The following is a 12,499-nucleotide window of genomic DNA, read 5'->3' on the forward strand; positions in this document are numbered from 1 at the left end:
TACTCGGGGTCCCTCTCAACACCCCGTTACCCGTGTCGGACCTTAGCCTGACGCTCCAAGTCGTCGCACTGATCGTGCTGCTCATACTCTCGGGCAGCTTCTCGATGTCCGAAACGGTCATGATGGCCGCAAACCGCTACCGCCTCCGCTCCCTGGCTGCCCAGGGGCATCGCGGAGCAGTCCTGGCCCTCGACCTGCTCGCCCACACCGACAGGTTGCTGGGCGTGATCCTGCTCTTCAACAACCTGGTGAATACCGCCGCAGCTACCCTGGTCAGCGTACTGACGATGGAGCTTTTCGGCGATGAGCGCTGGGTGCTCGGCGCGGCAACGCTGCTGGTGACCTTCGCGATCCTGGTGTTCGCGGAGATCACTCCAAAGGTGGTCGGCGCCACGCATGCCGACCGCCTCGCGCCGATCGTCGCGTATCCGCTCACGGCACTCCTGCGGACGTTCTATTTCGCGGTGTGGTTCGTCAATCTGTTTTCCAGCGCGCTGCTGCGGACGTTCAGGCTCAACCCCAGGAAGGACGCCGAGACTGGGCTCTCGGTCGATGAGCTGCGCGCGATGGTGGCGGAATCGGGACACTACATCCCGCACAAGCACCGCAGCATCCTCCTCAACCTGTTCGACCTCGAGAACATCACCGTGGAAGACGTGATGACGCCGCGCGGAGCGATCGAGGGGATCGATCTCTCCGAGCCGGAAGCAGAGATCCGGCGCCAGATCGCGACCAGCTTTCACACCCGGCTGGCCGTGCATGACGGTGACAGCGAGCACGTGATCGGGGTGCTGCACCAGCGCCGCCTGCTCAGCGACACCCTGGAACAGGACTTCGACATCGAGCGCATTCGCGAACTGCTCGCACGGCCCTACTTCGTTCCTGCCGACACACCACTGTATTCGCAACTCCAGTTTTTCCAGGAGAACCAGCAGCGTCTGGCCTTCGTCGTGGACGAGTACGGCGAACTGCTCGGCCTGATCACGCTCGAGGACATCATCGAGGAACTGATCGGCAAGTTCACCACCAGCACGCCGGACGCCGGCAACCGCATGAACTGGAGCGAAGACGGCAGCGTGCTGGTCGACGGCTCGTCCAACCTGCGGGAACTCAACCGCCGCCTCGATCTGGATCTGCCCATCGACGGCCCCAAGACCCTCAACGGCCTGATTCTCGAGTTTCTCCAGGACATCCCGGAGACCGGCGTATCAATGAAGATCGGCAATACTCCGGTGGAGGTGGTACAGACGGAAGACCGCATGGTGCGCACTGCCCGCCTGTATCGCCCGCTCCAGGAGCGGCCTCAGCCCTGAGGAAGGCATCACACATGGCATGACAGAGCACTTTACAAGGTCGGGCACGACGTGCAAGATCGGCCGCACTCCGGAGAAGAGCAAGGTATGGCGGCAACTTCCAAACCGGCCCTGAGCGGCTTCGCCAGGGCATTGATTCAGCATGGGCACCTGCGCGAAGAAGATGCGATCGCATGCTCGACGCAAGCCCATGATGGCAGCAACGCCTTCATCCTCGAAGTCGCCGGAAAAGGCCTGGTCAGCTGCACGGCAATGGCGCACTTCGCGGCGGAGACCTTCGGCTACCCGCTACTGGACATTTCCGCATTCGACGCGCAGGTGTTTGCACGCGATGCGGTCGACCGCAAGCTTCTCACCAAGCATCAGGTCGTGCCCCTGCTCAAGCGCCAGAACCGGATCACGCTTGCCGTTGCAGACCCCTCGAACCTGCGCGCGCTGGACGAGATCCGCTTCCAGACCGGCATGCAGCTCGATCTCGTCATCGCCGAGGCGGACAAGCTCAAGCGCATCGTAGAGGGCCTTTCGGAGTCAACGTCCGAAACGCTCAAGGACCTCACCGGCGAGGCCTTCGACATGGACCTGCTGCAGCAGGAAGGTCCAGGACAGCAAGCCGAAGAGGAGGACAGCAGCGATGTCGATGACGCCCCGGTCGTCAAGTTCATCCAGAAGGTGCTGATCGACGCCATCAATGAGGGCGCCTCCGACATCCACTTCGAACCCTACGAAAAGTTCTACCGCATCCGCGTGCGCACCGACGGCATCCTGCGCGACATCGCCCAGCCGCCCTTGGTACTCAAGGAAAAGATCGCCGCACGCATCAAGGTCATCTCCCGTCTCGACATCTCGGAGAAGCGCGTTCCGCAGGACGGCCGCATGAAGCTCGTGCTGTCGAAGAACAAGGCGATCGACTTCCGCGTATCGACGCTGCCGACCCTGCACGGCGAGAAGATCGTCATGCGTATCCTCGATCCGAGCTCGGCCATGCTCGGCATCGATGCGCTTGGCTACGATCCGGACCAGAAGCAGGCCATGCTGGCCGCAATCGAGCGCCCCTACGGCATGATCCTCGTCACTGGTCCCACGGGCTCGGGCAAGACGGTGTCGCTGTACACCTGTCTCAACCTCCTCAACAAGCCGGGGATCAACATCTCCACGGCAGAGGATCCGGCGGAAATCAATCTTGCCGGCATCAACCAGGTGAACGTGAACGAGAAGGCAGGCCTCACCTTTTCGGCAGCGCTGCGCGCATTCCTGCGCCAGGATCCGGACGTCATCATGGTGGGCGAGATCCGCGACCTCGAAACGGCCGAGATCTCGATCAAGGCGGCCCAGACGGGGCACCTGGTGATGTCCACCCTGCATACCAACGACGCACCATCCACCCTCGAGCGACTCAAGAACATGGGGGTTGCACCGTTCAATATCGCGTCTTCGGTGATCCTCATCACGGCCCAGCGCCTCGCCCGCCGGCTATGCTCATGCAAGAAGCCGGTGGACATCCCGCTCGAGGCGCTCATCGAGGCAGGCTTTGCCCCCGAGGAGCTCGACGGAAGCTGGCAACCCATGGGCCCCACCGGCTGCGACCGGTGCAAGGGGAGCGGCTACAAGGGTCGCGTCGGCATCTACCAGGTGATGCCGATCAGCGAGGACATTGCCCACATCATCATGACCGGCGGCAACTCGATGGACATTGCAGCGCAGGCGCAGCGTGAAGGCGTGCAGGATCTACGGCAATCCGGCCTGCGCAAGGTTAAGCAGGGCATCACCTCGCTGGAAGAAGTACTGGCGACGACCAACGAATAAAGGACGTTCGACTCATGGCAACGGCAAGCCGGGCGGTGCGACACACCGGGCCCAAGGAAGAGCTCTACAACTGGGAAGGCAAGGACAAGACCGGAAAACTGGTGCGCGGGGAGATGCGCGCGCTGGGGGATGCGGTCGTACATGCCACGCTGCGCCGCCAGGGCATACAGCCAACCAAGGTCAAGAAACAGAGGATGTCCCGTGGCGGGCGCGTCAAGGACAAGGACATCGCACTCTTTACCCGCCAGCTCGCAACCATGATGAAGTCGGGCGTACCACTGCTGCAGGCCTTCGACATTGCCATGAAGGGCTCGGGCAACCCGGCGCTGTCCCGCCTGCTCGACCAGATCCGCGCGGATGTCGAGTCCGGGTCGAACCTCTCGCAGGCCTTCTCGAAGCACCCGGTGCACTTCGACAAGCTGTTCTGCAACCTGGTCGCCGCGGGCGAGCAGGCTGGCATCCTGGACAACCTTCTCGATCGCATCGCGACGTACAAGGAAAAGATCCTCGCGATCAAGAGCAAGATCAAGTCGGCACTGTTCTATCCGGCCGCGGTGATCGTCGTGGCCGGCCTCGTCGTCTCGGTGATGATGCTGTTCGTCATCCCCGAGTTCAAGAACGTATTCAACAGCTTCGGCGCCGACCTCCCCGCCCCGACGATGATCGTCATCGCCATGTCGGACTTCTTCGTCGAATTCTGGTACCTGATCTTCGGGATCCTGATCGGAACGATCCTCGTCATTGCCTGGCTGTACAAGCGCTCCACTGCAATGCAGATCGCCTTGGACCGAGCCCTGTTGCGCTTTCCCGTAATCGGACAGATTGTGCGCAAAGCCACCGTGGCACGCTGGACGCGGACGCTGTCCACCATGTTCGCCGCCGGGGTTCCCCTCGTCGAAGCCCTGGACTCCGTGGGCGGGGCATCGGGGAACTACGTCTATACGGTGGCGACACGGCAGATTCAAGCTGAAGTCAGCACCGGGACAAGCCTCACGGTTGCCATGCAGAACGCGAACGTCTTTCCCACCATGGTGGTCCAGATGGTGTCCATCGGCGAAGAATCGGGCCAGCTCGACTCCATGCTCGGCAAGGTCGCCGACTTCTTCGAGCAGGAGGTGGACGATGCGGTGGCCGGCCTCTCGCAACTGCTCGAGCCTCTGATCATGGTGTTTCTCGGCACCATCATCGGTGGCCTCGTGGTCGCCATGTACCTGCCGATCTTCAAGCTCGGCCAAGTCGTCTGATCGATGCTGGATCTGCTCAACAACGTGGCGGCTTTCACCGCCCTGATGGCTCTGCTCGGCTTGTTCGTTGGCAGCTTCCTCAACGTGGTGATCCACCGTCTGCCGGTGATGATGGAGCGCGACTGGCAGGCGCAGGCGGCCGAGTTGCGCGGCGAGGACACGCCGGCGGGCGAGCGCTTCAACCTCGCCACGCCCCGCTCGCGCTGCCCGCATTGCGGCCACCGGATCACTGCACTGGAGAACATTCCGGTGATCAGCTACGTGCTCTTGCGGGGTCGGTGCAGCCATTGCGGCGCAGGTATCGGCAAGCGCTATCCGATCACCGAACTGCTGACCGCAGCGCTGTCCGGTTACGCCGCCTGGCACTTCGGCTTCGGGCTTGCCGCGATCGGCGCCCTGCTGTTCATCTGGGCGATGATCGCATTGACCTTCATCGACCTCGACACCCAGTTGCTCCCGGACGACATCACCCTGCCACTGCTATGGCTGGGGCTCGCCTTCAACCTGCCCGGCACCTACACCGGGCTCTCCGACGCTGTGATCGGCGCCATGGCAGGCTACCTCGCGCTGTGGTCGGTGTACTGGCTATTCAAGCTGACGACCGGGAAGGAGGGCATGGGCTACGGTGACTTCAAGCTACTCGGCGCAATTGGTGCCTGGCTGGGCTGGCAGGTGCTACCGCTGACGATCCTGCTTTCCTCTCTGGTGGGTGCGCTCGTCGGCGTCGCGCTCATCGTTTTCGCGCGCCACGGTCGCAACGTGCCGATCCCCTTCGGCCCCTATCTTGCCGCAGCAGGCATCATTGCACTGTTCTGGGGCGAGGCGCTTACGCAGCATTACCTCGGCCTGCTCTGAAGCAGGCGCGACGAGGCTTGAAGCCCTCCGCTCACGCCCCCATCTGAAGCGCGCGCACGGAAGTCCGTGGCGCGCTTTTTCCTTATGCTGCATTGCGTTAGACTTGCGCACTTGTTTTCGGGGAGCCTCTCATGCCGATCTACGAATACCGCTGTCCGAGCTGTGGTTTCCAGAAAGACCACCTGCAGAAGATGAGCGATGCACCACTGTCCACCTGCCCGTCCTGCGGAGCCGAAGGCTACGCCAAACTGCTGTCTGCCGCGGGCTTCCAGCTCAAGGGCTCCGGCTGGTATGCGACCGACTTCAAGGGTGGCAGCGCCCCCGCCCCTGCACCCGCCGAGAGCACATCGAGTGGCGGCTGCGGCGGCGGCTGTGCCTGTCACTGACGGCAGCCTGTCCCCTTGAAAAAGTACTTCATCACCGGACTGCTGATCTGGATTCCGCTGACGATCACCTTCATGGTGCTCGCCTGGATCGTCAGCTCGCTCGACGCGATCCTGCTCTGGCTACCGGAGCAGTATCACCCGCGCAAATACATCGGCTTCGACCTGCCCGGCACAGGCGTGGCCGCAAGCCTGCTCATCGTCTTCTTCACCGGCCTCGTCGCAGCCAACGTGCTCGGGCAGAAGATCGTGCAGCTGTGGGAGGCCTTGCTTGCGCGCATTCCGGTGGTGAAGTCGATCTACTACAGCGTCAAGCAGGTGTCCGACACGCTCTTCTCGAGCAACGGCCAGGCTTTCCGCAAGGCCCTGCTGGTGCAGTATCCGCGCCACGGCACATGGACGATCGCCTTTCTCACCGGAAAACCCGGAGGGGATGCAGCCAACCATCTGCAGGGTGACTACGTCAGCGTTTACGTGCCGACCACACCGAACCCGACCTCGGGATTCTTCCTCATGCTTCCGCGCATCGACGTGATCGAACTCGACATGAGCGTGGACGAAGCACTGAAGTACATCATTTCCATGGGGGTAGTCGCTCCCCCCTCGCGCAAACCGCCCCACCTTCCGGCGCAGCTCGAGAAATGACGACCCGGCCACACACACCCCGAACCTGAAACTACCGTAGCCTCCGGCTTGCCGCCGGAGGACGACATCCGGAACCCGACATGCGAACTCACTACTGCGGCAAAGTCACCGCCGCCGACCTCGACCAGATCGTCACCATCAGCGGCTGGGTGCATCGCCGCCGCGACCACGGCGGCGTCATCTTCATCGACCTGCGCGACCGCGAAGGCCTGGTGCAGGTGGTGTGCGATCCCGACCGCGCCGACATGTTCAAGACTGCAGAATCGGTGCGCAGCGAGTTCGTGCTCAAGATGACGGGCAAGGTACGCCGCCGCCCGGCTGGCACGGAAAACGCCAACCTGACCTCGGGCGAGATCGAGATCCTCTGCCACGACATCGAGGTGCTCAACGCTGCCGTCACGCCGCCCTTCCAGCTCGACGACGAGAACCTGTCCGAGACCGTGCGCCTGACCAACCGCGTCATCGATCTGCGTCGCCCGCAGATGCAGAAGAACCTGATGCTGCGCTACAAGACCACGATGGCCTTCCGCCGCTTCCTCGACGGCGCGGGCTTCATCGACGTCGAGACGCCGATGCTCACCAAGAGCACGCCGGAAGGCGCGCGCGACTACCTGGTGCCCTCGCGCGTGCACCCGGGCCAGTTCTTCGCCCTGCCGCAGTCGCCGCAGCTGTTCAAGCAGCTGCTGATGGTGGCCGGTTACGACCGCTACTACCAGATCGTCAAGTGCTTCCGCGACGAGGACCTGCGCGCCGACCGCCAGCCCGAGTTCACCCAGGTCGACCTCGAGACGTCCTTCATGGACGAGCACGAGATCACCGCCCTGGTAGAAGAGATGATCCGCTTCGTGTTCAAGGAAGCGATGGCGGTCGAGCTGCCCGCGCCCTTCCCGCGCATGAGCTATGCCGAGGCGATGCGCCGCTACGGCTCGGACAAGCCGGACCTGCGCGTCACGCTGGAACTCACCGACGTCACCGACGCGGTGCAGGACGTCGCCTTCAAGGTCTTCAGCGGCCCCGCCACCTCGGGCGGCCGCGTCGCGGCCATGCGTGTGCCCGGCGGCAACGCGCTGACCCGCGGCGAGATCGACGAGTACACCAAGTTCGTCGGCATCTACGGTGCCAAGGGCCTGGCCTACATCAAGGTCAATGACGTCACCCAGCCCAACGAGCAGGGCCTGCAGTCGCCGATCGTCAAGAACCTGCACGAGACCGCGCTGCGCACCATCCTCGAGCGCACCGGCGCGCAGTCGGGCGACCTGATCTTCTTCGGCGCCGACAAGACCAAGGTGGTCAACGACGCCATGGGCGCGCTGCGCATCAAGCTCGGCCACGAGAAAGGCTACGTTACCGGCGAGGCCTGGCGTCCGCTGTGGGTGGTCGACTTCCCGATGTTCGAGTACGACGAGGATGACAAGCGCTGGACCGCCTGCCACCACCCCTTCACCAGCCCGAAGGACGAGCACATCGACCTGCTCGAGTCCAACCCGGGCGAGTGCCTCGCCAAGGCCTACGATCTCGCGCTCAACGGCTGGGAGATCGGCGGCGGCTCGGTGCGTATTCACCGCGCCGACGTGCAGGCGCGCGTGTTCGAGGCGCTCAACATTGGTCCCGAGGAACAGCAGGCCAAGTTCGGCTTCTTGCTCGACGCGCTCAAGTACGGCGCGCCGCCGCACGGCGGGCTGGCCTTCGGCCTCGACCGCATCGTCACCATGATGACCGGCGCCGAGTCCATCCGCGACGTGATCGCCTTCCCCAAGACCCAGCGCGCCCAGTGCCTGCTCACCGACGCGCCGAGCGGCGTGGACGAGAAGCAGCTGCGCGAGCTGCACATCCGCCTGCGCCAAAAGGTGCAGACCGAAGTCGAGGTCGAGCGCGGCTGATCCACCGGCAGACACCCGCTCCCATGCGAAGCCCCTGCAAGGAAGACCTTCTTTCTTCGTTGCAGGGGCTTCAGCCTTTGCGCTGGCTGCCGTAATCTTCGGTCATGGCACGCCGTCGGCGTGCATCCGGTGACCCTTTCATGCTGCTTCCCCAGAATATCGATGTGCTGGTCGTGGAAAGCCAGGCGAGCATGCGCGCGCAGCTGCGCACCATGCTCGGCTCGATCGGCGTCGAAACACCCCAGTTCGCGGCCTCTGCCACGATGGCCATCCGTCGCCTGCGCGAGCAGCACTACGACCTCGTGCTGTGCGAATACAACCTCGGGGAAGGTCAGGACGGACAGCATCTGCTCGAAGATCTGCGTCAGCACGAGATCATCCCGCGCGAGACGCTGTTCGTCATGATCACCGGCGAGCGCAACTTTGAACGCGTCACGAGCGCCTGCGAGCTCGCGCCCGACGACTACATCCTCAAGCCGCTCACGGCTGAAACCCTGCGCGTCCGGCTGCTGCGCGCCTTCGCCAAGCGCGACGCCTTTCTCCCCGCCTGGCAGCTGACCCGGATCGGTGACCCGGTGGGCGCGATCGAATACTGCCGCCTCGCCCGCGACGAGCATCCACAGTACCTGATCGACTTCATGCGCCTGCAGGCCGAACTGCATGCGGGGATCGGTCAGATCGCCGAGGCGGAGGCGCTCTACCGCGAAATTCTCACCGCCCGCGCCATCCCCTGGGCCTCGCTTGGCCTTGCACGCGTGCTGGTAACGAGAAAGTCATGGATCGAGGCCGAGCACATCCTCACCGAACTCATCGCCCATCACGACCGCTTCATCGAGGCATACGAGCTCCTCGCACGCCTGTACGAGGAGAGCGAACGCCCCGACGAGGCCTGTACTGCGCTGCAGCGCGCAAGCGAGCTTTCTCCCTACCGCACCAGTCGCCTGCGCCACCTGGGCGAGCTCTCGCTCCAGGCCGGCAACCCGGCGACTGCCGAACACAGCCTGAGCGAGGTCGTCCAGCGCAGCAAGCACTCCGAGTTCCGCGACCCGGAGGACCACGTACGCCTGCTTCAGGCCCAGCTCGCGCAGCAGAAACTGGACGAAGCGCGCGAAACCCTGGAAGACCTCGAGCGCAACCTGGCCCGCCAGCCCAAGGGCGAACTCTGCTCCGCGATCGGCAACGCCCTCATCCATGCCCACCTGCAAGACCGCGACCAGGCCCGCAGCGCAATGACGGGTGCGCTGCAGAATCCGGCGCGCCTGCGCGAGCTCTCGGTCGGCCTGCGCCAGGACCTCATGAAGGCCTGCTTCGACCAGCAGCTTGGCAATGAAGGCAATGAGCTGCTCGCCGACCTCATGCGCACCGCGGGCGACGACCGCACCCTCGCGAGCACCCGCGCCACGCTACAGGCGCAAGGGCTGGAACACCTGTCGCGGGAGGTGGAAGCACGCGTGCAGGCCGAGGTCAAAACGCTCGTCAGCACCGGTGCAGAAAAGGCGCACGCGGGCGACTTCGACGGCGCCGTGAGCGAGATGATGAACGCGGCACGCAAAATGCCGGGCAATCCGCACGTGCTCTTCAATGCCGCGCTGGCGCTGCTTCGCCACATCGAAAACCGGGGCTGGAACGAAGCCTTCGCCACCCAGGCGCGGGGGCTGATCAGCCGTGCTCACCGTCTATCGCCGGCCAACCCCCGCTTGACCGCAATCACCGAGTTCATGCACGCGCTGATGAAGCGCTACGGCATCCGCCCGGATCGCGCACCCGCGCGCGCACGAAAGAGCCGAACGGGATGACGCGCTCGCGCTGGCTCGGCCTGCTTCCGCTCATTGCGCTGCTGGGTGCGCTGCTCGGCTGCTCGCCACAGGCCAGCCCCCAACCGACCCTGCCCTCGCACGCAGGGCTGCCGCCCGAAGCGATCGAGACCCTCGCACTCATCCGGCGCGGCGGCCCCTTCCCCTACCGCAAGGACGGCAGCACCTTCCAGAATCGCGAGCGCCTGCTTCCCGGCAAACCACGCGGCTTCTACCGTGAGTACACGGTACCGACGCCCGGTGCGCGCGATCGCGGCGCACGCCGCATCGTCACCGGAGGGGATCCGCCGGAAGTGTTCTACTACACCGCAGACCACTACCGCAGCTTCCGCCAGATCGAACCCTTGCCCTGAGCGGCCCGCGCACAAAGTCCATCCCATGCCACTGCCGTCTCCCCCTCCCGCTCCCGCGCAACCACCCTCCGACCGCGTGCTCGACCTCCACATCGACCTCGCCGGTTGTGAGGGGAAGGCCGAGCTCCTCCGCCGCGTGGCCAACGCCCTGCGCTTCCCGGACTGGTTCGGGCACAACTGGGATGCGCTCGCCGACAGTCTCACCGATCTGTCCTGGCTGCCCGCCGCGCATTACCGCCTGACGATCGCCCACACCACCGCCTTGCGGCATGCATCGCCGGAGACCCTCGACACGCTGCAAGAGGTGCTCTCCGAGGCCGGCGATTACTGGCGCGGAGAGGGTGTCTCCTTCGAGTTCAGCTTTCTCGAGGGCCCAGCGGACGGCAGTACATCCCCCCCAGTTCCGCACGCTTCTCCTCGATAAGGGCGCCCAGACAGCGCGGACAGTAGCAGCCCGCCCCCTCACCGCCCTTGGGCACCCCAAGCGCCGCTGGATAGGCTGCACACCAGCAGGCTGCCTCACCCGAGCGCATACCGCACACGAACGGCGCGCCGCAAGCGCGGCACGCATTTCCTGGTTCATTCATTTCGACTCCCTGCACGGTCATCCGGGCCGCTCCCGGCAAGACTTGAAAACGCTGAACCCGCGCCTATATTTGATCTGAAGCCGGAACAACCGGCCAGACTTCAGATGAGGAGAACCGGACATGAGCAATCATCTCACCCGTCGCACCGACCCGCTCGAAGACTTCTTCCGCGGCTTCTTCGTTCGCCCGGTCGATTTCGGCGGCGCCCCGGTCGGCGGCATCGCCACCGAAGCGCCGCAGATGAAGGTGGACGTCAAGGAGACCGAGAAGGGCTACGAGGTGCACGCCGAGTTGCCGGGGATGAAGAAGGAAGACATCCATGTGCACATCGACGGCCCGGTCGTTTCGATCAGCGCCGAGCGCAAGCAGGAGAAGGAGGTCAAGGAAGGCGAGAAGGTGCTGCGCACCGAGCGCTACTTCGGTAAGGTTTCGCGCAGCTTCCAGCTCGGGCAGGAGATCGACGAAGCGAACTCCTCGGCCAAGTTCAACGACGGCGTTCTCGAGCTCGTCCTGCCGAAGAAGGCCGAAGCACAAGCCAGACGACTCACCATCGACTGACCCACGGGCAAGCGCGCAGCCCGGCTGGCCCAAGCGACTCCAGCCCGCCGGAGTGTGCGCCGAGGCAGGCGAGGCGGAACCCGTCGTACCGCCCCGCCTGCTTTCTCACTTGCTCTTGATCATCGTCCCGACACCATGGTCGGTCAGGATCTCGAGCAGCAGGCAATGTTCGACGCGCCCGTCGATGACGTGCACCGACTTGACGCCGTTGCGTGCGGCATCCAGCGCTGAACCGATCTTCGGCAGCATTCCGCCCGACAGGGTGCCGTCCGCGACCAGATCATCGATCTGGCGCGGCGTCAGCCCTGTAAGCAGATTGCCCGCCTTGTCGAGCACTCCCGGTGTGTTGGTGAGCAGCACCAGCTTCTCGGCCTTCAGGATCTCGGCCAACTTGCCGGCAACGACATCGGCGTTGATGTTGTAGGTTTCACCCTCTTCACCCACGCCGATCGGTGCGATCACCGGAATGAAGTCGCCCTGGTCGAGGAAGGAGATCAGGCTCGGGTCGATGCCGGTGATCTCGCCCACCTGGCCGACGTCGATCAGGTCACCCTGCGGCGCACCGTGCTTCTGCATCAGCAGCTTGCGTGCGCGGATGAAGCCGGCGTCCTTGCCGGTCAGCCCCACCGCCTTGCCACCGTGCTTGTTGATGAGGTTGACGATCTCCTTGTTCACCTGGCCGCCCAACACCATCTCGACCACTTCCATGGTCTCGGCATCGGTCACGCGCATGCCCTGGATGAATTCGCCCTTCTTGCCGACGCGGGCGAGCAGGTTCTCGATCTGCGGACCGCCGCCGTGCACCACCACCGGGTTCAAGCCGACCAGCTTGAGCAGCACCACGTCGCGCGCGAAACAGTCCTTGAGGTGCGGATCGGTCATCGCGTTGCCGCCGTACTTGATGACGATGGTCTTGTCGAAGAAGCGCTTGATGTAAGGCAGGGCCTCGGCGAGGATCTCGGCCTTGCGGGCGGGGGTAACGTCTTGTAGCGCGGGGGACTGGGTCATCGGGAGGCTCCTTGATCGAACAGCGCGATTCTAGTTGCCCCGGGTGAGAACCGAAA

Annotated in this window: 13 protein-coding genes; 11 read left to right on the top strand and 2 right to left on the bottom strand. The window is 64.2% G+C overall.

All coding sequences use genetic code 11. From position 1 onward, the window contains the following. Window positions 1-32 precede the first annotated feature (32 nt). The 10 genes from ACPT9U_RS02280 to ACPT9U_RS02325 all read left to right on the top strand — a co-directional run bounded on the left by ACPT9U_RS02280 (window position 33) and on the right by ACPT9U_RS02325 (window position 10,714). The gene (locus ACPT9U_RS02280) at window positions 33-1,313 is read left to right on the top strand and encodes an HlyC/CorC family transporter (protein WP_418364133.1); all 1,281 of its coding nucleotides are present in this window, start codon (window positions 33-35) and stop codon (window positions 1,311-1,313) included. A gap of 87 nt (window positions 1,314-1,400) precedes the next feature. Next, entirely contained in the window at window positions 1,401-3,116 is a 1,716-nt protein-coding gene (gene pilB / locus ACPT9U_RS02285) for a type IV-A pilus assembly ATPase PilB (protein WP_418364134.1), read from the top strand. A gap of 14 nt (window positions 3,117-3,130) precedes the next feature. Next, window positions 3,131-4,360 carry a type II secretion system F family protein gene (locus ACPT9U_RS02290; protein WP_418364135.1) on the top strand — a complete coding sequence of 410 codons (1,230 nt, stop codon included), beginning with the start codon at window positions 3,131-3,133 and terminating at the stop codon, window positions 4,358-4,360. 3 nt (window positions 4,361-4,363) lie between these two features. Beyond that, window positions 4,364-5,215 carry a prepilin peptidase gene (locus ACPT9U_RS02295; RefSeq protein ID WP_418364136.1) on the top strand — a complete coding sequence of 284 codons (852 nt, stop codon included), beginning with the start codon at window positions 4,364-4,366 and terminating at the stop codon, window positions 5,213-5,215. A gap of 131 nt (window positions 5,216-5,346) precedes the next feature. Next, window positions 5,347-5,601 carry an FmdB family zinc ribbon protein gene (locus ACPT9U_RS02300; RefSeq protein WP_418364137.1) on the top strand — a complete coding sequence of 85 codons (255 nt, stop codon included), beginning with the start codon at window positions 5,347-5,349 and terminating at the stop codon, window positions 5,599-5,601. A 15-nt stretch (window positions 5,602-5,616) separates the two neighbouring features. Further along, on the top strand, window positions 5,617-6,243 hold the full coding sequence (locus ACPT9U_RS02305) for a DUF502 domain-containing protein (protein ID WP_435749740.1): 627 nt from the start codon (window positions 5,617-5,619) through the stop codon (window positions 6,241-6,243). A gap of 80 nt (window positions 6,244-6,323) precedes the next feature. After that, window positions 6,324-8,123, top strand: coding sequence for an aspartate--tRNA ligase (gene aspS, locus ACPT9U_RS02310; RefSeq protein WP_435749741.1), 1,800 nt, complete (start codon window positions 6,324-6,326; stop codon window positions 8,121-8,123). Between the two features lie 140 nt (window positions 8,124-8,263). Next, window positions 8,264-9,919 (top strand): response regulator, encoded by a 1,656-nt coding sequence (locus ACPT9U_RS02315; RefSeq protein ID WP_435749742.1) that lies wholly within the window; start codon window positions 8,264-8,266, stop codon window positions 9,917-9,919. Then, a complete protein-coding gene (locus tag ACPT9U_RS02320; RefSeq protein WP_418364141.1) occupies window positions 9,916-10,290 on the top strand; it encodes a ribonuclease domain-containing protein in 375 nt (124 codons plus the stop codon). The genes ACPT9U_RS02315 and ACPT9U_RS02320 overlap by 4 nt, the downstream gene beginning before the upstream one ends. 76 nt (window positions 10,291-10,366) lie before the next feature. Continuing rightward, window positions 10,367-10,714 (top strand): barstar family protein, encoded by a 348-nt coding sequence (locus ACPT9U_RS02325; protein ID WP_435749743.1) that lies wholly within the window; start codon window positions 10,367-10,369, stop codon window positions 10,712-10,714. Here ACPT9U_RS02325 and ACPT9U_RS02330 read toward each other — a convergent pair. Continuing rightward, entirely contained in the window at window positions 10,647-10,898 is a 252-nt protein-coding gene (locus tag ACPT9U_RS02330) for a cysteine-rich CWC family protein (protein WP_435749744.1), read from the bottom strand. The two genes, ACPT9U_RS02325 and ACPT9U_RS02330, sit on opposite strands and share 68 nt — an antisense overlap. Window positions 10,899-10,997: 99 nt before the next feature. Here ACPT9U_RS02330 and ACPT9U_RS02335 point away from each other — a divergent pair, with 99 nt between their 5' ends. Continuing rightward, window positions 10,998-11,435 (top strand): Hsp20/alpha crystallin family protein, encoded by a 438-nt coding sequence (locus ACPT9U_RS02335; RefSeq protein WP_418364144.1) that lies wholly within the window; start codon window positions 10,998-11,000, stop codon window positions 11,433-11,435. Window positions 11,436-11,540: 105 nt separating this feature from the next. Here the strand turns inward: ACPT9U_RS02335 and argB are convergent, their stop codons facing one another. Then, the gene (gene argB / locus ACPT9U_RS02340; protein ID WP_418364145.1) at window positions 11,541-12,443 is read right to left on the bottom strand and encodes an acetylglutamate kinase; all 903 of its coding nucleotides are present in this window, start codon (window positions 12,441-12,443) and stop codon (window positions 11,541-11,543) included. Window positions 12,444-12,499: the final 56 nt, after the last annotated feature.

The sequence above is a fragment of the Thauera sp. AutoDN2 genome (assembly GCF_051280715.1).
In the GTDB taxonomy this organism is placed as follows: domain Bacteria; phylum Pseudomonadota; class Gammaproteobacteria; order Burkholderiales; family Rhodocyclaceae; genus Thauera.